At 46.6% G+C, this 26,476-nt stretch carries 19 protein-coding genes, 1 pseudogene and 1 riboswitch; of the genes and pseudogenes, 4 read left to right on the top strand and 16 right to left on the bottom strand.

The window, feature by feature from the left end:
* The first annotated feature begins 2 nt into the window (after positions 1–2).
* Positions 3–1,223, top strand: a complete 1,221-nt coding sequence (locus NSS79_RS11225; protein ID WP_342435582.1) for an IS256 family transposase — start codon at positions 3–5, stop codon at positions 1,221–1,223.
* Between the two features lie 97 nt (positions 1,224–1,320).
* Here the strand turns inward: NSS79_RS11225 and NSS79_RS11220 are convergent, their stop codons facing one another.
* From NSS79_RS11220 to NSS79_RS11205, 4 genes are all read right to left on the bottom strand, one after another.
* A complete protein-coding gene (locus tag NSS79_RS11220) occupies positions 1,321–1,698 on the bottom strand; it encodes an Imm8 family immunity protein (RefSeq protein ID WP_342439420.1) in 378 nt (125 codons plus the stop codon).
* Between the two features lie 1,081 nt (positions 1,699–2,779).
* On the bottom strand, positions 2,780–3,442 hold the full coding sequence (locus tag NSS79_RS11215) for a polymorphic toxin-type HINT domain-containing protein (RefSeq protein ID WP_342439419.1): 663 nt from the start codon (positions 3,440–3,442) through the stop codon (positions 2,780–2,782).
* 124 nt (positions 3,443–3,566) lie between these two features.
* Complete coding sequence (locus tag NSS79_RS11210; RefSeq protein WP_342439418.1) at positions 3,567–3,833, bottom strand: DUF4368 domain-containing protein; 267 nt, start codon at positions 3,831–3,833, stop codon at positions 3,567–3,569.
* A 146-nt stretch (positions 3,834–3,979) separates the two neighbouring features.
* Positions 3,980–4,297, bottom strand: a complete 318-nt coding sequence (locus tag NSS79_RS11205; RefSeq protein ID WP_342439417.1) for a zinc ribbon domain-containing protein — start codon at positions 4,295–4,297, stop codon at positions 3,980–3,982.
* Positions 4,298–4,500: 203 nt separating this feature from the next.
* On the opposite strand from NSS79_RS11205, the gene NSS79_RS11200 reads away from it, so the two are divergent.
* Together NSS79_RS11200 and NSS79_RS11195 are read left to right on the top strand one after the other, a co-directional pair.
* Positions 4,501–5,121, top strand: a complete 621-nt coding sequence (locus tag NSS79_RS11200) for a TetR/AcrR family transcriptional regulator (RefSeq protein ID WP_342439416.1) — start codon at positions 4,501–4,503, stop codon at positions 5,119–5,121.
* Positions 5,102–6,034 carry an arginine deiminase family protein gene (locus NSS79_RS11195; RefSeq protein WP_342439415.1) on the top strand — a complete coding sequence of 311 codons (933 nt, stop codon included), beginning with the start codon at positions 5,102–5,104 and terminating at the stop codon, positions 6,032–6,034. Before NSS79_RS11200 ends, NSS79_RS11195 begins: the two co-directional genes overlap by 20 nt.
* Positions 6,035–6,270: 236 nt before the next feature.
* Here the strand turns inward: NSS79_RS11195 and NSS79_RS11190 are convergent, their stop codons facing one another.
* From NSS79_RS11190 to NSS79_RS11135, 12 genes and pseudogenes are all read right to left on the bottom strand, one after another.
* Complete coding sequence (locus tag NSS79_RS11190) at positions 6,271–7,062, bottom strand: RHS repeat-associated core domain-containing protein (protein WP_342439414.1); 792 nt, start codon at positions 7,060–7,062, stop codon at positions 6,271–6,273.
* Between the two features lie 114 nt (positions 7,063–7,176).
* Positions 7,177–8,401: pseudogene (locus tag NSS79_RS11185) on the bottom strand (IS256 family transposase).
* Positions 8,402–8,646: 245 nt separating this feature from the next.
* Positions 8,647–8,949: a hypothetical protein gene (locus tag NSS79_RS11180; protein WP_038589182.1), complete on the bottom strand. Its 303-nt coding sequence runs from the start codon at positions 8,947–8,949 to the stop codon at positions 8,647–8,649.
* Positions 8,946–9,197 carry a hypothetical protein gene (locus NSS79_RS11175; protein WP_342439413.1) on the bottom strand — a complete coding sequence of 84 codons (252 nt, stop codon included), beginning with the start codon at positions 9,195–9,197 and terminating at the stop codon, positions 8,946–8,948. Before NSS79_RS11175 ends, NSS79_RS11180 begins: the two co-directional genes overlap by 4 nt.
* A 146-nt stretch (positions 9,198–9,343) precedes the next feature.
* Complete coding sequence (locus NSS79_RS11170; protein WP_342440346.1) at positions 9,344–10,369, bottom strand: RHS repeat-associated core domain-containing protein; 1,026 nt, start codon at positions 10,367–10,369, stop codon at positions 9,344–9,346.
* Between the two features lie 790 nt (positions 10,370–11,159).
* Positions 11,160–11,606, bottom strand: a complete 447-nt coding sequence (locus tag NSS79_RS11165) for a hypothetical protein (protein ID WP_156130855.1) — start codon at positions 11,604–11,606, stop codon at positions 11,160–11,162.
* A 66-nt stretch (positions 11,607–11,672) separates the two neighbouring features.
* The gene (locus NSS79_RS11160; protein WP_342439412.1) at positions 11,673–12,119 is read right to left on the bottom strand and encodes a hypothetical protein; all 447 of its coding nucleotides are present in this window, start codon (positions 12,117–12,119) and stop codon (positions 11,673–11,675) included.
* A gap of 3 nt (positions 12,120–12,122) precedes the next feature.
* Positions 12,123–13,187, bottom strand: coding sequence for an RHS repeat-associated core domain-containing protein (locus NSS79_RS11155; protein WP_342439411.1), 1,065 nt, complete (start codon positions 13,185–13,187; stop codon positions 12,123–12,125).
* A gap of 882 nt (positions 13,188–14,069) precedes the next feature.
* Positions 14,070–14,717 carry a DUF3885 domain-containing protein gene (locus NSS79_RS11150; protein ID WP_076114651.1) on the bottom strand — a complete coding sequence of 216 codons (648 nt, stop codon included), beginning with the start codon at positions 14,715–14,717 and terminating at the stop codon, positions 14,070–14,072.
* Positions 14,718–14,785: 68 nt separating this feature from the next.
* A complete protein-coding gene (locus NSS79_RS11145; RefSeq protein WP_342439410.1) occupies positions 14,786–22,165 on the bottom strand; it encodes a polymorphic toxin-type HINT domain-containing protein in 7,380 nt (2,459 codons plus the stop codon).
* Between the two features lie 25 nt (positions 22,166–22,190).
* A complete protein-coding gene (locus NSS79_RS11140) occupies positions 22,191–24,323 on the bottom strand; it encodes an S-layer homology domain-containing protein (protein WP_342439409.1) in 2,133 nt (710 codons plus the stop codon).
* 51 nt (positions 24,324–24,374) lie between these two features.
* Positions 24,375–24,468: riboswitch (cyclic di-GMP riboswitch) on the bottom strand.
* Between the two features lie 272 nt (positions 24,469–24,740).
* Positions 24,741–25,421, bottom strand: coding sequence for a TetR/AcrR family transcriptional regulator (locus tag NSS79_RS11135; protein ID WP_342439408.1), 681 nt, complete (start codon positions 25,419–25,421; stop codon positions 24,741–24,743).
* 229 nt (positions 25,422–25,650) lie between these two features.
* Here NSS79_RS11135 and NSS79_RS11130 point away from each other — a divergent pair, with 229 nt between their 5' ends.
* A complete protein-coding gene (locus tag NSS79_RS11130) occupies positions 25,651–26,430 on the top strand; it encodes an SDR family oxidoreductase (RefSeq protein WP_038589173.1) in 780 nt (259 codons plus the stop codon).
* Positions 26,431–26,476: the final 46 nt, after the last annotated feature.

The raw sequence follows: 26,476 nt of genomic DNA, 5'->3' as shown, positions 1-26,476 counted from the left end.
ACATGGGACTTTGGACAAAACAGCAGTTACGGGAATTTATTAAGGAAAACAATTTGGTAAGCGCACAGGATGCGCAAAATGCTCTAAAAGAGCTATTCGCTGAGACGATTCAGGAGATGCTGGAAGCCGAAATGGATACTCACTTAGGCTACGGAAAGCATGAAGTAAAGGCGAAACTCACTCCAAATAGTCGCAATGGAAAGAGCCGCAAAACGGTCGTCAGTGAGTACGGTGAACAGGAAATCGCTATCCCTAGGGACCGTCTGGGTGAGTTTGAGCCACTTGTCGTCAAGAAGCATCAGTCGAACGTAACGGGCATCGAAGAACAAATCATTGCCCTGTATGCCAAAGGCGTCAGTACAAGAGAAATCCAGGATCATCTAGGACAGATGTATGGCATTGAAGTCTCTCCTACGCTCATTTCCAATGTCACGAACAAGATTGTTCCTCTCATTAAAGAATGGCAGAACCGGCCTCTGCAGGGCGTCTATGCGGTCGTCTATCTGGACGCCATCCACTTTAAAGTCAAACAAGACGGGGCCATTATCAACAAGGCCGCCTACATGGTCATTGGCATTGATTTGGACGGAAACAAAGATGTGCTGGGCATGTGGATCGGGGAGAACGAGTCCTCCAAGTTCTGGCTGAGCGTGCTCAATGAGCTGAAAAATCGCGGGGTGGGGGACATTCTCATTATCTGCGTGGACAACCTGTCCGGGTTCTCTCAAGCGATTGCAGCCTGCTACCCCCAAACTGAAATCCAGAAGTGTATTATTCACCAGATCCGCAGTTCCACACGGTACGTGTCGTACAAGGACATTAAGAAGGTGACCGCCGACTTAAAGCCTATATACAAGGCCGCTACTGAGGAAGGCGCCTTGCTTGAACTCGACCGTTTTCAGGAAGTCTGGGGCGCTAAATATCCTCTTATTATCCGTTCCTGGCGGACAAATTGGGACGAACTCGCTACCTTTTTCAAGTACCCGCCTGAGATCCGCAAACTCATCTACACCACCAATATGATCGAGAGTTACCACCGCCAGCTACGCAAAGTAACGAAAGGAAAAAGCATCTTTCCTACGGATGAGGCATTGCTGAAGATGCTCTATTTAGCTACCGTTGACGTCACTCGGAAATGGACGGGACGTGTACAAAACTGGGGGCAAATGCTGCTCCAGTTGTCCGTCTTCTTTCCTGATCGGGTCGGTCAACACTTGCGTTAGATTCGCGACTTCCCCCTCGGGGGAATCTATGCTTAAAAGAGTTTACACAAAATTATTGACAGACCCAGGTAGCCTGATACAGTTTAAGTCCTTGTCATTAATCTAGGTCTACCCTTGTTTGTACCTCCTCACTCGACAAGTATTGAATGTTATCGTATTCCCATCTCAAATGTCGGTTAATAGCCTTCCCCACTTCATCCCAAGTAGGACGGATACAATCCTTTAAAATCTTATTTACTTCTAGTTCCAACAAAGCTAGGTCAAATTTATTAACAATGAATGTTGCCCTTCCATTAAAAAGATTATTTCCACTTAAAAATTTCGCCAGATATTCTGGTGAAATCATTTGGAAATGAAAGCAGTCTGCACCCTTATCATTTTCTTCTGGAACATAAGCTGTTACTCTCACATTAAAATCAGTCTGCTTTTCTGGGTTTCCAGCAAAATCAATACTTTTAAGCACAGGTATTATCACACGAATTCCACCTTTCAAATCATTTAACTTTTATGTGGAAATTTCCACAATATTATTTTCTAAGTTCATTTCTAGTGATCCATCTTTCTTACGTATACAAATTCAAACTCAGCGGATTCGTAATATCCCCTTCATACGTATCCTAGTTTATAAAGCGGAGCTTTGAATAAAGAAGGTGGCAACTGAGAAAGCTCCCAATTACCACCTATTCTATCATCCCGCCTGTTGTACAGGGTATTCGGCATCACGTAGGCTGACTTTTCTTCATCATGACGTAGATGATGTTTACCAGCTTCCTCATTAAGCAGACAACTGCTTGTTGTTTGATTTTTCCCTCTGCTATCTTTCGCTCGTAATAAGAATGAAAATAGGCATTCTCTTGGCACGTGTGACATTAGTCTGACGAATCGCAAGACTCTTTTTGATTGAATGTATCAGTTCATTCGTCCCCCTCTAAAAAAGAAACCTTGAAGGCATAAAGCCAATCAAGGTTTCGAAATACAGTATTTAACCTTATTGATGTTCCTTTTCGCTAAATCAATTCCCTTTATTGTTGTTTATTATGTTGTCAATCGCTTGAGATGAAAACCCTCTCTCATTTGCATGTTCTGCACCATGTTTACTAAATGAATGACCTCCGAGTGTCTTGTCACCTGTTTTAATAATACAATCACCCGTATTCGTATTATGTACCCAAATTCCTAAATCGGTTACATAATACATATGATAGCCAGCAACAGTAAAGTTGTAGACCGTAACAGACTCATCCAGCTTAACAAATCTACCCTATCAATCGTCAGATTTCTTTTATTGATGCGTGAGAAAACGAAGATAAGGTTTTCAAAATAAATCATGTTCATATCTGGTGATTTGAGGGTTATTATCAGTGTTAACAATGGTCATAGATTAAATGTGTGTGCGTACAGTCATATCAGGGATATATCATACTGAGGTAATGAGGGTAACTTCACTCTGGTTCTGCCGTCCAACTCATTCAGCTCTGGGTGGGGATAAAAGAAAGACCTTGAGGATTGCAACCCCCAAGGTCAAAGTCTTTGTTTATATCGAAATATTTATTCTTTTAAGCTACAGGCTCATCCAGTTTAACGAACTCGACCTTATCAATCGTTAGGTTGCTTCCGTTAGCCTTTTGGAGTTTATCGCCCGCTTGAAGTTTATCTGCGAAGACCCACCCTTTGCCTTCCACCCAAAACGGATGATTGTCAGTCGTCTCGATAATTTGCTCACCAACATGCAATTTAATAATATCATCACGTAGGTTGCGGTATAAACCTGTTACTTCCTTGTAAGCCAATTCTCCGTCAGGGTTATTCTCGTCCTTGGCGAGAACCTTATCCCCTACCTCGATTTCCTCGATAGGTTTCTCCCCTTCGTCTGTTTGAACCTTAGTACCCGCTACAAAGCAATTACATCCAGATGAAGATTTGCTCTTTGTCTTATTCTGGTTGCCTACACTGCCACGCATACTGACGTTTGTAGCATATCCCAACGCCATAGCTGCGACATACTCTGCCTCTACTGATTCATAATATGCACTTATTAACTCTTCTCTCGCCCAGCCTGCATTACCGGCACTGTTCGTGTAGGCACTTGTTCCCGTTAACAATCCATATAAGTAATTATACTGGTTTTTCTTCATGAAAGATGCAAAGTTGTAGTGATTCCATATGAAATCCTTGTACACCTGATAATTCTTATTGGTTGTACTGAATTTAGATTTCACCCTAGCTTCATCCACTATGATTCTTAGCTGCTTGACATTATAGGGTTCCCATGCCATATTCCCGCTAGGATCTGTATACCTCAACGGAGTGATCTTTTTTTAACGAGGTAAGAACCTCTGTTGTTTACGAAATTAAACCGACAAATCGGTAATAAATATCAATGCGCTGTACACGCTTGCCATCCACCTTCTCGGCATCATACACCAGAACCTTGTCAATCAGTTCATTCAATATTGGCTTCGTTAGTACCTTCATATCCGTATACTCTCGTACCAATTCCAAAAATCGAGTCGTGTTTTCACGCTTGCTCTCTGCTTGTTGAAGCTGTTCTTCCAACAGCTTGAGCCGCACCTTCAATTGAGCTTGCTCTGCTGTAAAATCTCGTGACAATGCCACATACTGCTCGTCCGTGATTTTTCCTAAAGCATTGTCCTCATACAGCTTCCGTTAAATGGTTTGCAGTTCGCTCTCCCGCTTAGCCAGCTTATCCCGCTCTTTAATTGCTGTTCCCCACTGCTTCTTCTGCTGGCTCTCGCTCATGGTCGCAACCATCTCCACAAAGGCGCTTTCCTGCTCCTTGGCAATCCAGGCATGACGCTGAAATCCGCCAAAATAATCTCGTAAATATCCACATAGCTAATGTAATGAAAGCTGCAATAGGCTTTGCCGCGCGTTCTGGACTGGTTGCAAGCGAAGCTGCCTCGTCCACCTTTGCCACCAGCCGTTTTACTGCTGCCGCCACGAGCAAAGGACAGCCCTTGTCCGCAGGTCGAGCATTTCAGCAGTCCCGCAAAAATTTGGTGCTCTCCTTCTTTCGTTGGGCGTGTGAATGCCTGTAAGTTTTCTTCTCGCATTTGTCCGCACTCCTTCGCCAAACCTCTTACTCTGTATGGTAATCTAAATGAATTTGATTATCAATGTCATGGCGATTGGTTTTCGCAATCCAGCATGTCATACATAGAATGAATCGCGCCACGCTAGAAGTTGACATGCGTTTATTTTTTGAAGTATAATAACACTACCTACCGTTCGGTAGTATTATTGTGGGAGGGATTGTATGTCTTCATCAAATCTGATCAAGCAGGAAGCCTTAAAATTATTTTCAATTCACGGTTATGAAGGAACTTCCATGGAAGCTATTGCAGCAAAAGTCGGCATTCGCAAAGCCTCTCTTTACTCGCATTTCAAAGGAAAAGAACAGATTTTTCTAACCATCGTAGACGAATTGATTCGAAAAAACCAAGAGCTGTTGAAGCGATTGACTGACGAGATCGCAGATTCAGATACGGAAGAGCAGTTATACGCCATTTTTCAGCATCTTGCCTGTTATCCGCTGGAAGCCGATCAAGAAATAGAATTCAACTTTTTCAGAAGAATGTCATCGTTTCCGCCATATGCATTGAAATCTGTGCTTTTAGAGAAATTAACTTTGTACGAGCGGCAATTGAAAGAGTTGCTCGCCTCGATTTTCACAAAAGGCATGGATGACGGCACCATTAGGAACCATGATATTTATGACTTGCTAAACGCATTTATTTGCATTTCGGACGGAGTCATGATGCAATTCCAATATGGTACAAACGAACAATTTCTTCATATCGTACAATCAGCATGGCATGTGTTTTGTTCGGGAATTTTTAGAAATGGAGAGGCTATCGATGAATCCTATTCGTGTTGAAAATGAGTACGGTCAGTTGAAGACGGTCATTTTGGGAGTTGCCCCGTCCCTTTATTTTCCCGGCACACATGATATTGAATCGGAAGACGAAAGCGCTTGGTGGAAAAAGGTAATTACCCGTCTGGTCTATCCGCTTTTCTCCGGCAGGGCGGTTCCACGTTTCTTGGTACGAAAGTATCAGCGGGAACTGGAAGGTTTGAGAGATGCTTTGACCAGCCGCGGGGTTCAGGTACTTCGTCTTGACGAAGTGAGGGTTCAATTGGAGGAACCGCCGGGGCTCGGACAAATGTATGCCCGCGATTCAGTGTTGTGTGTAAACGAAACGATGATCGCCGCCAATCTACAGATCGACATGCGAAACAAAGAAATGCGCGGGTATCGCTCCATCCTGAATAAAATGAGTGCTGCCGGAGCCAAAATCGAAACGATTTCCCCTTCGTCGGACATCTATCTGGAAGGCGGCGATGTTATTGTCGATCTTCCTTACGTTTATGTGGGGATTGGCAAATATGCAAGCAATATGAAAGGTGCACAATGGTTGCAACATCGGCTCGGCTCGGGGATCATGGTCGTTCCCATCCGACTGGCGAACGACGGTATCCTGCATTTGGATTGCTGCATGACGTTGATCGGGGAAAAGCAAGGCATCATTCATCGCGAATCACTGCAATCTCCGCTCCCCTACCCTTTGAACACATACGATTTTATTGAAGTGGATCAAAAAACACGCGCCGAGATGGGAACGAATATTTTAATGGTGGGACCCAAGCAGATTATCGTTCAGAAAAGACACATTTCCTTGCAGCAGCAACTTAAAGAACGCGATTTTGAAGTAATCCCGTTGGATTTTACGTGGCACGCCCGTTTGGATGGAGCCTTTCGATGCGCAACGTGCCCCATCTATCGAGTGTAAGGAGGAAAGGATTGGAGAACGATGGAACAAAAAAGAATCGAGCGGCAGACGCTGTGGGTTATCTTTTCTGTAAACATACTGCTGGCCGTTTCGGCTTGCCGGACTTATGCATCCACAGGTATTCAAGCTATTTTTCTTGATGCCGGGTTTTCGATTTTGCTTGTGTTGTCTACGGTTGCCGCTTTGGTCATTTCCAAAATCAGCGGTACAACGAGTCGAAGATTTCCCGAAGGACGTTATTGGCTTGAGCCTTTGTATGCCCTGTTCCCACTAGGATCTGTATACCTCAACGGATTATTCTCCACATACGTATACAAATTCAACGTCTGTGGATCATTAATATCCCCTTCATAAGTATCCTCACTAATAAACCGTCCAATACTAGAGTCAAAATCCCGCGCCTGCGCATGGGAGTAGCCGCTGTAGTAATCATAGCCCAGGCTGGTGTAGCCAAACAAGTTGTCTGGACCGGACCAGTTCAGGTCGAATTTCTCCGGGTTTTCGGCTATGCCGAATTCGTCGTAACGGTACCGTGCTGACACGCTGCCGTCCTGGCCTTCCAGTCCGATCACGCTTCCCTGTGCATCACTCAGATAATAGAGTGTCTTCGGCGCTACAGCCGCCGCTCCTGCATCACTGGCTCCATCAGCCGGTTCCCAATCGTTACTCTCGTCTCCGCTGACCAGATAACTCATGCTGATCCGTTCTTCACCGGCTCCGTAGACGTAGGACTGCTTCCAGTTCTGGCCGTCAGCTCCGGTTGCCATAAGAGGCTGTGGAATGCTCATGGTGATGTCATTGGTAAAATAAATGTCAATCTGCCGCTTCTTATATTGCGGCTCCCAGCCATCCCGGTTCCCGGCAGGATTGCTTGAGAGATAGGTATCCTGAATTGCACTGTCACCGATGGTAGTCCGCATGGAGACCTGGTTCCCGTCACCGTCATACTTGTATGTGGTGATATCGCCGTAAGCGTTGGTATTCCCGATCAGCCGGTTCGATGCATCCCAGCGGTTGCTCTCCAGCACTCAGGGCCTGCAGCCTGCGCAACCTTCAGCAGCGCGTCAGGATTCAAGGGGTCTGTCAATAATTTTGTGTAAACTCTTTTAAGCATAGATTCCCCCGAGGGGGAAGTCGCGAATCTAACGCAAGTGTTGACCGACCCGATCAGGAAAGAAGACGGACAACTGGAGCAGCATTTGCCCCCAGTTTTGTACACGTCCCGTCCATTTCCGAGTGACGTCAACGGTAGCTAAATAGAGCATCTTCAGCAATGCCTCATCCGTAGGAAAGATGCTTTTTCCTTTCGTTACTTTGCGTAGCTGGCGGTGGTAACTCTCGATCATATTGGTGGTGTAGATGAGTTTGCGGATCTCAGGCGGGTACTTGAAAAAGGTAGCAAGTTCGTCCCAATTTGTCCGCCAGGAACGGATAATAAGAGGATATTTAGCGCCCCAGACTTCCTCAAAACGGTCGAGTTCAAGCAAGCAAGGCGCCTTCCTCAGTAGCGGCCTTGTATATAGGCTTTAAGTCGGCGGTCACCTTCTTAATGTCCTTGTACGACACGTACCGTGTGGAACTGCGAATCTGGTGAATAATACACTTCTGGATTTCAGTTTGGGGGTAGCAGGCTGCAATCGCTTGAGAGAACCCGGACAGGTTGTCCACGCAGATAATGAGAATGTCCCCCACCCCGCGATTTTTCAGCTCATTGAGCACGCTCAGCCAGAACTTGGAGGACTCGTTCTCCCCGATCCACATGCCCAGCACATCTTTGTTTCCGTCCAAATCAATGCCAATGACCATGTAGGCGGCCTTGTTGATAATGGCCCCGTCTTGTTTGACTTTAAAGTGGATGGCGTCCAGATAGACGACCGCATAGACGCCCTGCAGAGGCCGGTTCTGCCATTCTTTAATGAGAGGAACAATCTTGTTCGTGACATTGGAAATGAGCGTAGGAGAGACTTCAATGCCATACATCTGTCCTAGATGATCCTGGATTTCTCTTGTACTGACGCCTTTGGCATACAGGGCAATGATTTGTTCTTCGATGCCCGTTACGTTCGACTGATGCTTCTTGACGACAAGTGGCTCAAACTCACCCAGACGGTCCCTAGGGATAGCGATTTCCTGTTCACCGTACTCACTGACGACCGTTTTTCGGCTCTTTCCATTGCGACTATTTGGAGTGAGTTTCGCCTTTACTTCATGCTTTCCGTAGCCTAAGTGAGTATCCATTTCGGCTTCCAGCATCTCCTGAATCGTCTCAGCGAATAGCTCTTTTAGAGCATTTTGCGCATCCTGTGCGCTTACCAAATTGTTTTCCTTAATAAATTCCCGTAACTGCTGTTTTGTCCAAAGTCCCATGTGTTCTCCCCAACCTTTCTCTTACTTCCATTTTAATGGGTTTGAGAGTTTACACAATATATTTTACAGACTCGATTCAAGACTTCGTCTGCCCCGTAAACCTCTTCCGTGACGCCAGATTAGGTTAAAAAAACTTAATTTCTTGTGTATGATAGATTTCCGACGGCTGGTTGCTTAAACTTAGTAGGTGTTTTAATCTCTGTTTCACAAACAGGGCGCAGTCCCGTTTCCTCTCATGTGGTCTTTTATTGATAAAGGCCATCATTGAAAACTGAAGTAATCTTCATATATAATTCTGTAACAATGCTGATGTCTACATCTTTATTGTAAGATATTTGGCTAATAACAGTTGTATATAGATAAAATAATTCATATACTAGTTTTTTAGATATATCATCTCTTCCTTTAGTGAATATTTTTAAATCATCCAAATAATCAATCAACATTGAAATTTCTCCATTTGGTATAATTCTGTCTTTCCTAATCAAAATAAGAATTTTATGAACAATCGATGATATGTCCTTCCTTAATTCAGCTTCATTTGTCATGGAATCCACCCCACAATCGCACTTATTGGAATGTATTTATAAACTGATACTTCACTATCATTCTCTGCCATTTCAGCTGCATATTCAACACCAAATGGTTCATACAGTCCCATAAATTCATATTGTGCGGACTTTTTAATTGAACTAACTTTATTTAAGTCAATCACAACAATTCCATGCTTGCCTCTATATCGCTCATTAGCTATTCTCAACTCTCTAGTTGTAGCTATCCAAGGATCAGAACCCATAGATATATCTTTTCCATCTTCTTTCTTATTTCCATCTAGTATGTGCTCAAGTAAAGACCATTCTCGATGGGGAGGGGTGTGTTTGGAAAGAATACCTCTCCCAGCTACTAGGTTACCGACATCATAGGAACTAAGCGATCTATACACTATATTTTTTGATGTATTTTTTTTATATCCTCTGCTTCTTCTAAACTTAGAATAGAGATATTTAAACTTTCTGCAACCTTTGTATTTATATATTCTTGATCTTCACCTACTGGAGTTGCAGCAAAAAGCGCGCTTATAAAAGCACTAACAACTGAGCCAATCAGCCCTGTTTTTGAACCTTTCTTAGCCCCTTTAGCTGCCCCGCCTGTTATAACCTTAAAATCTCTAATTACTTCATCTACAGTTTTTGGTAGTGCCTCATGTCCGCTAGGATCTGTATACCTCAACGGATTATTCTCCACATACGTATATAAGTTCAACGTCTGTGGATCATTAATATCCCCTTCATAAGTATCCTCACTAATAAACCGGCCAATACTAGAGTCAAAATCCCGCGCCTGCGCATGGGAGTAGCCACTGTAGTAATCATAGCCCAGGCTGGTGTAGCCGAACAAGTTGTCTGGACCGGACCAGTTCAGGTCGAATTTCTCCGGGTTTTCGGCTACGCCGAATTCGTCGTAGCGGTAGCGTGCCGAGATGCTGCCGTCCTGGCCTTCCAGTCCGATCACGCTTCCCTGTGCATCACTCAGATAATAGAGTGTCTTCGGCGCTACAGCCGCCGCTCCTGCACCACTGGCTCCATCAGTCGGTTCCCAATCGTTGCTCTCATCTTCGCTGACCAGATAACTCATGCTGATCCGTTCTTCACCGGCTCCGTAGACGTAGGACTGCTTCCAGTTCTGGCCGTCAGCTCCGGTTGCCATAAGAGGCTGTGGAATGCTCATGGTGATGTCATTGGTAAAATAAATGTCAATCTGCCGCTTCTTATATTGCGGCTCCCAGCCATCCCGGTTCCCGGCAGGATTGCTTGAGAGATAGGCATCCTGAATTGCACCGTCACCAATGGTAGTCCGCATGGAGACCCGGTTCCCGTCACCGTCATACTTGTATGTGGTGATATCGCCGTACGCGTTGGTATTCCCGATCAGCCGGTTCGATGCATCCCAGCGGTTGCTCTCCAGCACCTGAGGGCCTGCTGCCTGCGCAACCTTCAGCAGTGCGTCAGGATTCAGGACTTTGTCTGCCCCGTATACCTCTTCCGTGACGCCAGATTCAAGATCTGCTTCCGGCAGGCCGGATAATGAAGCTCCTCCATCATCGGTTGGAATCGTTCCTGCTGGACTTAAGGATGGATTTGCAATCGATGACAGCGGATCTAACAGCTCCGACAATGCATCTGTATTGGTAACTGCATCTGCATTTGCGTCTGCGGCCCCGCCTGCTTCCAGTCCTTTTACTTCCTTATCCGAATAGACACTTTCCGGCACTGTAACCTTCTGCGCATTGGCCTAAATGCAAACGTACAGCTAGATATCTTTCGTACATGCGTGTGCTTTCCGTTTCTTTCATCGCTGCGGTCAGTTTTTCAATCTCTTGTTCATGTGTCATTTCGCTCCCCGTCCTTTTCGGTTCTTTACTATCTTTCACCCGATCAAGCAGTTCTTAATTTTATGAGTTCAAGATATATAGTTCATTTTTGGAATTAAGCATAAGTTTAAAGTACAGCTTTGTACTGTCGATGTTATCAAGTTCCTTTCGCCGGAAACAAAAAGCACCTGAACCTGCCATGTTGGCAGTATTCAAGTGCTCTAAGGGTTACGAAGTTGCTTGCAGGCTGGTTTTCATAATCGTCCGCAGCAAAGCTCTTTAACCTGAATAAGTACATCTTTTTCCAGTCGGCCATGCTAGTTATGCCGACTATTGTTTAAACTTTGAAAGTGTACATTTATCCCGGAAATTTCGGGGTTTACTGCTTCATAAGTACGGATGTGGTTGCAACAATTTCAGCATGTTATCCAAATGATACTCTGGCAGTTCAGGCTTACTCCAATAACGGGCTACCCGATGCAGAACATTGATGATAACCTTCCCATCTTTCGTTGCGATAGCCGGCGCCTCATAATCTTCTTTCCACATCCAACTGCCCTCACATTGAGCCAGCAAAAACTCACCGATAAAAGCACTTTCGTTTAAAATCAACTCCCAATCCACCACTCCATCCCGGTCATATGCGCTTACTGGTCCATATCCTAAAACCTTGGTTATTTTCCAAACCCCATAATATGATTCACTTGTAGAGTCTTCTATTTTCTCATTACCCGTTTGTGCAAATACATCCGTCTGAGTCGCTGGTGAAACAGATGCTTTATTTCGAGAAGAAGAGCAACCAGTCGAAAAAATGCTGAGTACCAGTACTTCCAATATAATCAATTTTCTTTTTCATGTTCACGTCTCTAATGGAATATGAGTACCAATGTCACGTCCACCTTATGTTTTTAATAAAGACGATAATTTATTCAAATAGTCAGACAAAATATATTTATTCATATTTGAATAATTATAAAAATATTGAATGTGCGTTTGTTTTTCAAATAATTTCTTGTTCAGTTCTTCAGTAAAAACCCCTTTATGAGTCAAACTTTCAACAAGCAATAGATCTACGTGTTCAGTTAAATCCATACTATTTATCACTTCGAATAGTTCTTTTTTCATTAGTTTTAAAAAATCCTTATCACATTCAGGTATAAAAAAAGCAGAAAAAAAGGTTAGAAAACTCGAATCTTTTTTTGATAACTTAAGAAAGGGGATAATATCCTCTCTTCTTTCAATTAATTCTTTTTGAAGATCTATTGCTTCTGTTATTCGTTGAGAATTTTGTAACTCATCTAGTCTCTCAATCATGGTTGATATATCCATCTGACTGTATTTTTCCATTTCTTATCGTCCACCTTTCTTTTGAACCCATTTATTATAAGAACCAAAGATATTTAACAAAGTGGTTGTGTATCTATTCCAACTTCCTTGAGTATTATAATTATATGAATCTTTCGCGGGGTCCCCAGTATTTGGACGTTGAGAAGCCCAATACTTAAGATTCCCATCTGTAGGTACAACCGAGACATGGTTCTGCCCATCAATAATGGCTACAAGTATTCCAGTAGCATTTATTTGTTCAACTGTTGTTTCAATAAAACCTCCAGAGGTGGGACGAGTTAGTTGGAACGATAATCCTGTAGTCGCATCTGTAGCCCTAGGTGTCAAATTCCAAGGACTATCACTTCCTAGCCGATAAATTTTCGTTGGTTCTTTTCTTTGTTTATCGTTATTGGGTTGGTTTACAGGTGGAGCTTTGGGTTTAGGATTTGGATCTGGTTTGTTAGTATTGTTTCCACCTGGAATTACTTTAAGTTCTATTTTTTTCGGAATCGACACATTAGGCGCCTCTTCTGGAGCAGTAGCCCACTGATAAATCTTGTATCCTCCATACACTACAATACCTGCGCCAGTAACAACAGCCAATACCTCTCCAACACCAGGAATTAAATATAATCCTCCTGCCGCCATTGCTATATTTCCTGAGGGATCAACATATCTTAAAGGGTTGTTCTCCACATACGTATAAAGATTCTGACTCAGCGGATTATCAATCTGCCCTTCATACGTATCCTCACTAATAAACCGGCCAATACTAGAGTCAAAATCCCGCGCCTGCGCATGGGAGTAGCCGCTGTAGTAATCATAGCCCAGGCTGGTGTAGCCGAACAAGTTGTCTGGACCGGACCAGTTCAGGTCGAATTTCTCCGGGTTTTCGGCTACGCCGAATTCGTCGTAACGGTACCGTGCTGACATGCTGCCGTCTTGGCCTTCCAGTCCGATCACGCTTCCCTGTGCATCACTCAGATAATAGAGTGTCTTCGGCGCTACAGCCGCCGCTCCTGCACCACTGGCTCCATCAGCTGGTTCCCAATCATTACTCTCGTCTCCGCTGACCAGATAACTCATGCTGATCCGCTCTTCACCGGCTCCGTAGACGTAGGATTGCTTCCAGTTCTGGCCGTCAGCTCCGGTTGCCATAAGAGGCTGTGGAATGCTCATGGTGATGTCATTGGTAAAATAAATGTCAATCTGCCGCTTCTTATATTGCGGCTCCCAGCAGGATTGCTTGAGAGATAGGCATCCTGAATTGCACCGTCACCCCCACATCTTCCAAGCCAACATCCCCCACGATACAAGTTCAAAGAGTACGTTAACCGTATTGCCTTCCAAGAAAAAGCATCGGCGGATTTCTTGAGAACTTGGCATAGAACGTGGTAATGACTTCATAAAGCTGTATCGCTTCTTGTTCAGCCGTTTGTTCAACACGGGTATTTCTGAACAAGTTAGACTGTAGTTCTTCCCAATCCGTTAATTGCATGTCTAATACTGCTTTCCCCCTCGGTATGTTAATGGAGTGGGCGGCTAGCCTTCTCATATGACCTACTCTCTATGTCAACTGGTCGTCACCAGATTGCCTTTGCATAGTAATCATCGTTGCTTATTGCCAGTTCGTTGCGTGGGATATTCAAATTGTCCTTACTATTCGTAGTCGGCTTATGTCGTAATGAAGTTGCGGAAGCTGTTTACTTGGAAAAACCATAAGAAAGCGAAGATATCAAAAAACAGGTCAATCATGATGGTATCTGACCAAAATGAACCTGTTAGATGTAACGCTAAAGCGTTACTTAGGTTATAAAATTAAACATTGGATGTGCGTACAGGCATATTAGAGGAATTACATACGGGGGTGATGAGATTTAAGTTCGTTTTGATGTAGCCGCCCGATTCATTCGGCACTGGGTGGGGTACAAAAAAATCCTTGGAGGGAATTATCCCCACAAGGACTTATCAAGAAAATATTTTATCTATTCGACTTCGGTCATAATCTAATATCCAGTTATTATATTTGTCATAAACTGCTCTTAACGTCTTTTTATCTTCTGCCACAACATCCATACCTCTGTTATCGTAGACATAAAATATGGATTTTTTCGTTTCATTGACCAAAAAGATATCTCCAACGATGCGCGGCTCGTATCCCATTTCTCGATTTGCAATTGCACCCAGTAATTCTTCCACCTTCAAATCTTTCACTTTAGCCTTTGTGCAATATCTCAACGTAATAGTATCGTCGTCGCCATTTTCATCCGGGTCTTTATAGCGAAACTCTTGCTCTAGCTTATCAATATCTTCATTTCTGACTCCAGACGCATACGCGAAAAATAGTTCATAAACATCCTTCTCAAAAGAAGCGACCGGATTTTCACCCCAACTATCAACAAAAACTGTTAAATATATGTCATCGGTTGGCTGATTAAGTTCCTTAAATATGGACAATGCTCTATCGATTACTCTTTCGACCCTACTTTGCTCTTCAAGATTGCCCCCTAGTTCGAATCTAACAGCAATTGCAGAATTATAAAAAAGGGGGCTTTTAAGTTGAAGACCAGGAAAACTACTGGATAAAAACCCATCTAACTGTTTATTATAGCCCATTCATACACCGCCTATGATATGTGTATGATGGAATGGGGGGAATATCCCCCCTCCCTCCATCATATGCACTAATTCAGTTTTATTACAGTACCTGTCTGACTCTTGTGCTTGTCTGTAATCCAGTTACCGTACTCATCTGCATCTGCCTTCCAATGGAGTTCTTTACCTTTCTTTTCAAATACCTTGTAAGCAGAGCCGCCATGACCAGTGGTATCTTTCGCCCACCAGTAGCCATTACTGTCTTGATAGGCTTTTACTTTTTGCCCATGGAAATTATAGGTTAATTCTGCTTGTGCATTTGATTTAATATCCCATTTCGTAGTTGTATTAGGTGTACTGCAAGCATTATGAGTCCAAATACCAAGATTAGAAACAAAGTACGTATGGAAATCCTTGACCTTAAAGTTATAGACGGTTTTATGTTCCTTCTTAACCTCAATCTTTTCAATGGCTAATTCTTTGCCATCCGAAGTGGTTAGAACATCGCCTACCACAAGGTTTTTGGATTCCACCCAACCTTTGCCGACAATCCAAAACGGATGCTCATCAGTTGTCGTTATGACTTCGTCACCAACAGTAATATTATACGTTTCCTCGACATCACGTTGGAAGAGCCATTCAACTTCCTTGTAAGCCATCTCGCCAGTCTCATCGTCTTTGGCTAGAACTTTGTCACCTACCTCAATTTCCTCGATAGGTTTTTCCCCTTCGTCTGTTTGAACCTTAGTACCCGCTACAAAGCAATTACATCCAGATGAAGATTTGCTCTTTGTCTTATTCTGGTTGCCTACACTGCCACGCATACTGACGTTTGTAGCAAATCCCATCGCCATAGCTGCGACATACTCTGCCTCTACTGATTCATAATACGCTCGTATTAACTCTTCTCTCGCCCAGCCTGCATTACCGGCACTGTTCGTGTAGGCACTTGTTCCCGTTAACAACCCATATAAGTAATTGTAGCGGTTTTTCTTCATGAAAGATGAAAAGTTGTAGTGATTCCATATGAAATCCTTATACACCTGATAATTCTTATTGGTTGTACTGAATTTAGATTTCACCCTAGCTTCATCCACTATGATTCTTAGCTGCTTGACATTATAGGGTTCCCATGCCATATTCCCGCTAGGATCTGTATACCTCAACGGATTATTCAACACATACGTATATAAATTCAACGTCTGCGGCTCATTAATATCCCCTTCATAAGTATCCTCACTCATAAACCGGCCAATACTAGAGTCAAAATCCCGCGCCTGTGCATGGGAGTAGCCGCTGTAGTAATCATAGCCCAGGCTGGTGTAGCCGAACAAGTTGTCTGGACCGGACCAGTTCAGGTCGAATTTCTCCGGGTTTTCGGCTACGCCGAATTCGTCGTAGCGGTAGCGTGCCGAGATGCTGCCGTCCTGGCCTTCCAGGCCGATCACGCTGCCCTGTGCATCACTCAGATAATAGAGTGTATTTGGCGCTACAGCCGCCGCTCCTGCACCACTGGCTCCATCAGCCGGTTCCCAATCGTTGCTCTCGTCTCCGCTGACCAGATAACTCATGCTGATCCGCTCTTCACCGGCTCCGTAGACGTAGGACTGCTTCCAGTTCTGGCCGTCAGCTCCGGTCGCCATAAGAGGCTGTGGAATGCTCATGGTGATGTCATTGGTAAAATAAATATCAATCTGCCGCTTCTTATATTGCGGCTCCCAGCCATCCCGGTTCCCGGCAGGATTGCTTGAGAGATAGGCATCCTGAATTGCACCGTCACCAATGGTGGTCCGCATGGAGACCCGGTTCCCGTCACCGTCATACTTGTATGTGGTGATATCGCCGTACGCGTTGGTATTCCCGATCAGCCGGTTCGATGCATCCCAGCGGTTGCTCTCCAGCACCTGAGGGCCTGCTGCCTGCGCAACCTTCAGCAGTGCGTCAGGATTCAGGACTTTGTCTGCCCCGTATACCTCTTCCGTGACGCCAGATTCAAGATCTGCTTCCGGCAGGCCGGATAATGAAGCTCCTCCATCATCGGTTGGAATCGTTCCTGCTGGACTTAAGGATGGATTTGCAATCGATGACAGCGGATCTAACAGCTCCGACAATGCATCTGTATTGGTAACTGCATTTGCATTTGCGTCTGCGGCCCCGCCTGCTTCCAGTCCTTTTACTTCCTTATCCGAATAGACACTTTCCGGCACTGTAACCTTCTGCGCATTGCCCTTCGCCGTGAACAAGCTCAAAACCGTTTCGCTGTCGATCCCGCTCACTTCCAGCAAATTGCCGCGCTTATCGTAGGCGTAGTCCTTGTAGTCGCTGCCTTTTTCGTAATGGGTCAGCTTGTTGGCCGCATCGTAAGTGTAGCTCTCCAAGGTGGTAATTCCGGCTTCAGTTGTTTCTTTGCCTAGACGATTGCCTACGGTGTCGTAGGAGTAGACGACCTTGGAACCATTCTGCTTCTGCACTTCAACCAGTTGGTTCAGCGCATCGTACGCATAATCCGAGATGTCTGCCGGACGCTGTGTGCCGGCCGGATTATCCTCATCGCTGCCGCCTTCCTGGCGTTCCGTGCGTATTTTGTTCCCTGCCGGATCGTAGACATAGGTCAGCTGCTCCAGAAGCGCGCCGCCCGGTGCCTGATGCTTCATCTCCAGCAGTTGTCCAACCCCGTCATAGGTATAAGTGCTTTGACCGTTGTTTGGCAGCAGCTTCTCCGTCAGGCGGCCGCCCGCATCGTACTGATAGCTGGTCGTCTGGTTCTGCGCATCCGTCACCTGCTTGATGCGGCCCAGCTTATCGTACGCATAGTTAACCACCGAGTTATCCGGATAGATCACTCTGCTGCGCTGTCCGGTTGCGGTCCATTCATAACGCACGTTATTGCCGTCCGGATCAATGACCGACGTTGGCCGGTTAAGTGCGTCATAGGTATATCTTGTGTTTCCGGTACTGTCCGTCATCAACTCACGACGTCCCGCGAGGTCATATTTGTAATTTACAGTTAGATCATTACCGTACTTAATCTGCTCGACTTGATTGCCTTTATTATAGGCATATACGGTTGTATTACTGTCCGGTTCAGTAACCTTCTGCAGGTTGCCGTTCTTATCATAAGCAAGGCTGGTCTTCTCCTGCAGCGGATTCACTGATTCAATCACCCGGTTCAGTGCATCGTAGTGATAGGAAGTCACTGCTCCCAGGGCATTGGTTTTGTCCAGCAAGTTGCCGGAGGCGTCATAGGTGTAATGGGTGGTGCTGCCCTCCGCATTCTTCACATCTGTTAACCGGCCCAGCGGATCATACGTAAAAGCAGTTTCACGCTGATTCGCATCCACGATCTTCTCTACATTGCCTTGAGCATCATAAGCATATGAAGTTTCGTACCCGAGCGCGTTGCGTACCCGTGTACTGCGTCCCAAATCATCGTATTCGTAGGTGGTCTTCTGGCCTGCCGCATCGGTGAACCCGGTCATTAGTCCGCGTGCATTGCGGGTTACGACCGTTTCCTCATTCAGCGGATTGATTGTCCCTGCATCCAGACCTCTGCTGTCGTATTTGGTCTTCCAGATGGAATGGTTAGGGTCGATGACGGCAATCTGATTGCCGTTCTTGTCGTACTGGTATTCCGTTACCCCGCGTAGCGCATCTGTTACCTTCACCAGTTGTCCCAGTGCATTGTAGTCATAATAGGTGCTATTGCCCAGTGCATCCGTCTCTTTGATGGTATTGCCAGCCGCATCATAACGGTAACTCGTCTTGGCATCGAGTGGATCGGTCACACTCAGCAGTTCATTGCGTTTACTGTAGGTATAGGAGGTGAGATTACCCTTGGCATCCTTCCGGGTGAGCACATTTCCGTTATCGTCGTAGGTATAAGTGCTCTTCCCGCCTTCAGCATCCGTAACTTCCTTTACTTGTCCGACACTGTCGTAGCTGTAAGCCGTTGTCTCACCCGCCTTATCTTTTTGCTCTATCACGCGGCCGAGCGCATCATACGTATTGCTGGTACTATGCTCAAGTCCGTCCTTCGTACCGCTTAACCGGTATACCTGGTAAGAGCTGACAGTCTTTGTCCCGGCTTCATCCGTTTGTTCTTCCACATTGCCATTTGCGTCAAAAGTGACCGTGCTCGTCTGGCCAAGCGCATTGGTTATGGAAACGGCACGGTCCTTCTTGTCATATTCGACACCTTGCAGCTTGCCATCGGCATCTGCCACTTGGGTGGTGCGGTGCAGGGTATCACGCTCAATCACTGTCGTATATCCGCTCGGGTCCTTAATTTCCTGTGCGAACCCGGCAGCATCATTGATATATGCTGTGGTATGCCCTTCAGCATCGGTTACGGAGACCGGAACCCCTGCACTGTCTCTGACAATGGTGACAGTGCTGCCGAGGGCATCCGTACTTGCGACAAGATTGCCTGCGGTATCATAATCGTAGGTGGAAGGGTTGCCGAGGGCATCGATCTTCTCAACCGCACGATTCAAGGCGTTATAACGTGTGAGGGTGGAAGTACCATTCTCATCTGTCAGCTGAGTAACATTGCCGCGCTCGTCATATGCCAATTTTTCTTTATTGCCGTTAGCGTCTGTGATCGCGGTTACCCGGTCGCTGCTGTCATAGCTGTATTTTACGATCGAGCCATTCGCCGCTTGCCGCTGAACGACTTGAAAATTATTATTCCATATATAAGCAGTATCTTGATGAAGCGCATTGGTCCACGTTGTTTTATTCGCAGTAGTGGCGATGGAAGAGGCCAATCCGGCAGCACTCACCGTTCTGGCATTCCCGGAAACTACATCGCTTGCTCCGCTCTCCGAGTAGGTCAAAATGGTCTTGCCTGCTCCCACTCCCGTATGAACAACAGGAGTCTGGTTCGGAGTCATGTCTCCGCCAAGGACGAATAGACCGCCCGTCTGCACATTCAAATTATTGTTAACACTGACGTTGTCACGAACGAACAGATCGCCGCCGGACACGGTTAGATTCGCCGTCTGGTTGTTGGATACGATCCCGCCAACGACCATCTCCTGGGCGATGTTCATTTCCACCCTAGTGTTAATGGACAAGTCTCCGGCAATCAATATCCGCTGCGCATCAATGGTCAGACCGCCGCTGTTATAGGTCAAACTGCCCGTTTGCAGTGTATCCCCCACAGTTACGGAAGAATCATTGTTGAGATGAATCGTTCCGCCGGACCACAGATTGCCGTACAAACCTTGAACCTTCTGCACATCCAGTGCAAGCTTTGTATTGGCATTAAGTCCCTGCTTCAGAATCAGCGTACCATACACACGCACGGTAATATCCCGGTTCGTATTCATACCATCCACGATCAGCACCACAGGCTTGTTCGGCGACCCGAATGTTACGCTTTCTTCAAGATTTAAATGACCCGAACTGACAACTGCCGGAGATGTACTGCTGGCCGCAATTGCACTTTGGATGGCAGCAATCCCGCCTGGAGCGGCAACCGCAGAAGTAATGAAGCCATCCCGTTTGTTCTCGATGGCTCCGATGCTGCCCGCCAAATAGTCAGCGATGAGCGGCTTCAGCCCGGCAACCTGCCGGTATGCAGGTGCATGGGCAAGATTATGCATCGTACCGGACAAAATCACTTCATCCGAGTCCGGAATATCCCGTCCGTTTGCAGGATTTATCCCAGTCTCGCCGCCATCAGACACCTCTCCCCGAACTACCGGAGCTACGCGCCCTTCATAGCTGGATGAACTTGTCTGCCCGTAAAAATCGGTAAAGCCGGTCACGCGTTGATGGTCATCATAGGTCACACTCATCGTGGCGGTCCCTTTGGCATCCGTAACACTAAGCACATGGTGCTTGTTATCATAGGTAAGCTTGGTTATAGCTCCGTCCACATCAGTAATCGAGGTCAGGTCTCCAGTGGCCGGGTCATAATGAAATGACATTTGGCGGCCGGTTGGATCACTTGCAGTCATCAGCTTTCCTGCTCCGTCATAGCTTAAGCTCAGAGAAGCCCCGGCTGTACTGACCGTTGCCAGCTTCGTACCCTGGTAAGCAAAAGTGATCTTATTCCCGTTCAAATCCGTAATGGACTGCAGCAGCCCCTCTGCATTGAACCGGTAGAGATCGCCTTGAGGTGATGATAGAGTATACGCCCCTGCTGACGGAGTACTCAGCGTCCAGTCCGTGCCGCGCGGTGTCAGATACTCTCCTCCCGACAAAGGTACGTACTCAAAACGCGAGCCATCCGGGCTCATCACTTCTACCTTGCCGTCTTCTACCGCAGTCAGCTTCCATTCATAGCTGTGATGCCACCCTAATCCACTTACACCTGTAAAAGGGTCACGGCTTAAATAGTTCAGGCCGAATTGCAGCGGCATCAACGCCTGCAGCGAGATTGAATCACTGGAGTAGACAAAATCTCCCCGTGCCGGATCAACCGGTGCCTGTCCGGACGGGTTCACAATCCGCAGCCGATCCTGAAGTGCCGCTTCCGTAAACTGCGGCAGATCCCCGCTGTTTATAGCCCGGCTGGTTTGCGGATTGGTCAGCAGAATGGAGGTCAGGCCGCTGATTGTTCCCGCAGAGGTTGCAGACTGGTTCAATAATGCAATGTCCTGAGCCTTCTCCTGCATGGCCTGAACAGTATCCAGCTTATAATAATAGGCTGCCAGCGCCTCCCAGCTGAGTGAAAAAGCAGGCATAGGCGCACGCAGCACTGCGAGCGGCTCCGAAACCCCCGAGTACTTACCTTCCTCTTTCGCTCTTGCCGTGATATGCACGGCTTTACCCAGCGTTATCCCGATCTGTTCACTCCATTGTCCTGCGCTGTTGACAGCAATATTAGAGTACAGCCGTTTTTCCCCACTGGACGGATAATAAAGTTCCACTTCCAGCTGGGCCCCTGGTTCAGCAGTTCCTGAAACCACAGATTGTCCTGCAGCAGCAGGTTTGATCTGCAAAGCTGCCGGAGGAGGCAATTCATCGCCTCCAAGGATTTCAAAGCTGGCGATCTGCCCGTAGTACACGCCAACACCGTTATACTCGGCAGGGGAGATACAGATGTTATAACGCCCTTCATCCAGCGGTACACCGCCGATTTTCCCGTCCCATTCATACTCATGAACGATATATTGGCCGTTAAGCTTCGTTGGATATTCACCGCTCTTAATCAGATCCCCGAGGAGCGGGGACGATCCGTCCCGCTGTGGAGTACAGAGGCTGATATTCGTTTTATGATACTCCTGACCGTTGTCGGCCGCGTTGAAGCTGAAGGAGATTTTAACCGATTTTCCCGATTCCGGGTTAAGTTCACTGGGTTCAATCCGCATATTGGTAGCTGCATAGGCCGGAGAGATGAACTTATCCAGACCTGGAAGGATGGGAATATAAGAAATGACCAGCAGCAAAGCAAGCATGAGGTTAAAACGTGCCTTCATGCTGCCGCCGCGCCACTTCCTTTTGAGCGCTCCGAATTTCATGATTTGATCTCCTATCCGTTGTAAGTTAGAGTAATTTCAGCTCAGCCAGCAGCTTGTACATCACGACCGCTGCTTCTGCTCTCGTTGATGAGTCTTTAGGCTTCAAAAGCTGTCCGTTACCCTGCACCAGCTTCTTGCCCACCGCTGCAGCTACGGAATCCCTTGCCCAACTGCTAACGCTGCCGTTGTCCTTATATCCGCCCAATTCAGCTTCAAGCTTGGCAGATTCTGCAGCAGAAGCCCGGCTGCCGATAGTGCTGTCTATTGCCCGCATCAGCATCACCATCATCTGTTCACGGGTCAGCGGATCATTACCGTGAAAAAGTCCACTTTCTCCCGTTACGATTCCTGCCGCTGCAGCTGCTTCCACATAAGGGTAGGACCAGTTCGCAGCTGAAACATCACGGAAAGCCGGTGTCTCCGGCCGCTGCGGCTGCAATCCAAGAGTTGCTGCCAGCAGCTTGGTGAATTCAGCCCGGGTCAGGATCCCTTTTGGCGCATAAGCGGTTCCGTTCATCCCGTTCACAATCCCCCTAGCCCCTAGCACCTCTACAGCTTGCTGCGCCCAGTGGCCTGACATATCTGTGAATTCAGCTCCGCGCAGCATTACCGCATATAGTCCGGAAGCTGTAATTCCGGTTTGAACAACGGCGTCTTCCGCCGCAGTCACTCCGCCAATATAGTTCCATATGCCTTTTGCCGGATCGTTGCTATAGATTCCAAGCTTCTCACGGCCTGTCGTCCAAGGCGCTTCCTTCGGGTACCCTACCGTCAGCTTGGCCGGCATCAGGAACGGAGCACTCGCTTGCACCTGCCACGCTGAACCTGCCTTCAGCAGTTTTTTGCCGGTTGCGTCGAGCAGTACTTCTTTCTCCAGCTCAGCTTGGGCCAAGCTTACAGTGGTATTGTCAGGGAAGGTTCCTGCTGAAATCTCCAGCCGTGCCCAGCCATTCAGTACAGACAAAGTACCTCCAGCACTTCCGATAACCTGACTGTCCTTGGCTCCGGTTACTACAGGGGTCTTCACTTCCGGGGCTGAACCCGGGTTCGGATCTGCGCCTGGATTTGGAACTGCACCTGGATTTGAGGTTGTCCCTGGAGCTGGAGTCGTTCCTGGGGTTGGGGTTACCCCTGGACTTGGAGTGGCTCCCGGACTCGGAGGGGTTGATCCTTCTTTCAGGTCAATCGACTCTATGTAATCATCCTTCTTGCTGTAAAGCAGTTTATCCCCGGTAATGCCGATCAGCTTCGTTCCGGGCTCTATTGCTGGCAGTGATTTCACTGCATATGTAGAAAGGTTCACTTGCTGCAATGTGGCAGCACCGTCCCTCTCCTCTTGAAAAACTGCCTGCCCTTCACCTATCGACATGAAGGCATACTGGGTTCCTCCAGGCTTCATCTCGGTGAGATCCACAGGCAGAGCAGTCAGATCCTTGATATTCAGAATCACATATTTGCTCTCGGAAGCCCCATTTTTTTGCTTAAACAGTACATCGCTGCCGTTAAAAACAAACCAGTCCACATAGCTTGCTCCGCCCAGACTAACCAGTGCACGCGTAGCCCCGCTTTTCAAATGGAGCAGACTGAGCCCCCCGTCACGGGCATTCTTATACACTACATTGCCGCCGGCCAGCACCGGGAAACGTCCTTCGCCGAGGTCGGCTTCAACGCCCGTAGCCAGATCATGATAGATCATGCTGCCGTAATTTTTGCGCTCGTACCAAACCACACCGACTCCATCCGTAGTCGGATTGCCATATGTGCCAGACTGTTTGTTAAGCTTTCTTCGTGTACCCGTCTCAAGATCGGCAGTGTAAATATCCCAGTTCAGTGAAGACTCCTGCTCTGTTCCTTTGTCGGCCCACACTGCAACGTTGCCGCTCACATAAGGCGCATCCTTGGCAGATGAACCCGATGTAAGAACAGTGCTGGCACCACTGGCCTGATTCATCGCGTGAACCTGCTTCACCCCGTCAGCCTCTGCTTCCAGCCATACGATCCGGTTGCCGGATACGTTATAGTCCGTTCTACCCGGATCGGTCCCGGCAGCCAAAACCTGCTTCATGCTAAGGCCTCCGCTAAACAGGCCCACAAGCATACTCACCGCCACTGCGGACACAACCGTCCGCGAAAACTTCCCTTTCCTTCTAAACCTCATTTACTTCTCTCCCCCAGCGCTATTTGTAGGCACGCCAAAAAACCAAGTGCCTTGAGCGGCCCGGCTGTCTTAACATCCTCCTTTGGATGAAGTAGACCCGTGGCTTTGCGTCTCCGACTTTCGTACGGATTTGCCTTTGTTTCAAACTCGGTTTTTTCTGTCCCGTTATGGGTATGCAGGTGTGACTTTAGTTGTACAGGACTCTTTCTTTATCGGAATTTATCCCTATAAAATTAATAAGTTCTAGTTCTCCCTTACTTATATACCTTTTCCTTTTTTTCGGAAATAGGCTTCGTTCTTCGGCATTTGTAAAGATTTATAACAAATTTAGAAACAAAAAAACGGCATCTCTGCCGTTTAATTGTGTTATAGACTCTCAGGATTCGAACCCAGGCCTTATATAAAGGATTTCACTAACTACTCCTGCTTTAAATGCTTGGCTGCGGCTGCAGGTGCAAACAGTGAGCTTGCAAGCAGAGCTACCGTTCCTTTATACACTGCGTGCGACGCTGCGACACTTCCCAAATGTCCTCCTATGTGCAGGTGAATCACTCCGTGAAGAGAGGACCAAATCGTACCTACAATAAATTCCGCATTTGAATCACCAGTAATTAGGCCTTGCTCTTGAGCGCTGACAATCACGGATAACAAGCGCCGCATAGCAGTAACAGTGCCTTTCATGCTCTGCTCATCCGGTTTGAAATCTGCAAATGCTCCCCCAAACATCAATTTATAGTAGCTGGTATAGCGCTGGCCAAATTCCCAATACACTTCTGCCAGATTAATTAAATACTGCTGCAGATCCTCTGACTGTGAAGCACTCTCAAATTCGCTCGAGAGTATTTTGCAGCCCTCCAGATATAATTGCTGGGCTAAACCTTCTTTATTAGCAAACAGACTGTAGATGATCTTGGTCGAGCAACCCATCTTCTGAGCTACTTTTCGCACGGTGACAGCTTCCGGCCCTTCTTCCTGAAGAATAAAGGCTGCTGCATCAACTACGAGTTGACGAAGACTAGCTGTGTTCTGTAAGCGGGCTTCCTGGTAGGTTGTCAGCTTTCTATTGCTTGCGTCAGCAAAATTGTTAGGTTCATTCAACTTAATCGCCTTCTTTAGTTATGTTGTTATTCTCGGGAAACGCAGTTTCCAATCATATACCACGCATTCTATACAGTCGATTCCACAAAGTCAATCCTACATACACATATCTTCTTGCAAATTTTTAAAAAAAGAAGGTTTGACTTTCTCCAGCCAGCAGGTTACTATGATTTCAATAGGAAACACTGTTTCTTAACGAATACATCGTTTTAATAGGAGGAGTTATTTTATGAATATTCAAGGAAAATGGTCGCTAGTCACGGGTGCCTCTTCCGGCATTGGCGAACAATTCGCAATACAGCTGGCTAAACAAGGAAGCCATCTGGTTCTCGTAGCCAGATCTAAGAACAAACTCGATGACTTGGCAGCGGAACTCGAAAGAAGCTATAACATCAAAGTCAAAGTCATAGCTATGGATCTTACGGAAGCAAGTGCACCAAGCGAATTGTTCCAGCAATGCCAGCTGTTGAAGCTTGAGATTGAGCTGCTGGTCAATAATGCCGGATTTGCCACTCATGGGAGGTTCGAGCAAATCTCAGGTCAGCGGCAGCATGAGGAGATTATGTTGAATGTTGCTGCCGTCGTAAATATGACTCATTTATTCTTGCCGGATATGCTGCGCAGAAGCTCTGGTACTGTGATCAATGTATCGTCCACCGCAGGATTTCAGCCGCTCCCCTATATGGCTGTGTATGGGGCAACCAAAGCTTTTGTCTTGTCCTTTACAGACGCATTATGGTGGGAGAATCGTGACCGTGGAGTCCAGTTCTTTGCACTTTGCCCCGGTTCTACCGATACAGCTTTCTTCACCGTCGTGGGGACTGAGGATGCTTCAGTCGGGAAGAAAGCAACTCCACAGCAGGTAGTTGAGACTGCGCTGCGCTCACTCGCGAAAAAGAAGATATACACTGTTCCAGGCTCGCAAAATTACCTCGGAGCACAGTTGTCCAGATTCGTTACCCGAAAGCAGAGTCTGCGGATTGTTGGAAACATGCTTGCCCCAAAATAGCGTATAATGAACAAAATAGAAAATCCACAAAAAGGGGATAGGATAC

It is taken from the genome of Paenibacillus sp. FSL L8-0436, from assembly GCF_038593025.1.
GTDB lineage: Bacteria > Bacillota > Bacilli > Paenibacillales > Paenibacillaceae > Paenibacillus_AQ.
Note: the sequence above shows the minus strand (reverse complement) of the source record. Positions and strands in the feature narration are given on the sequence as shown.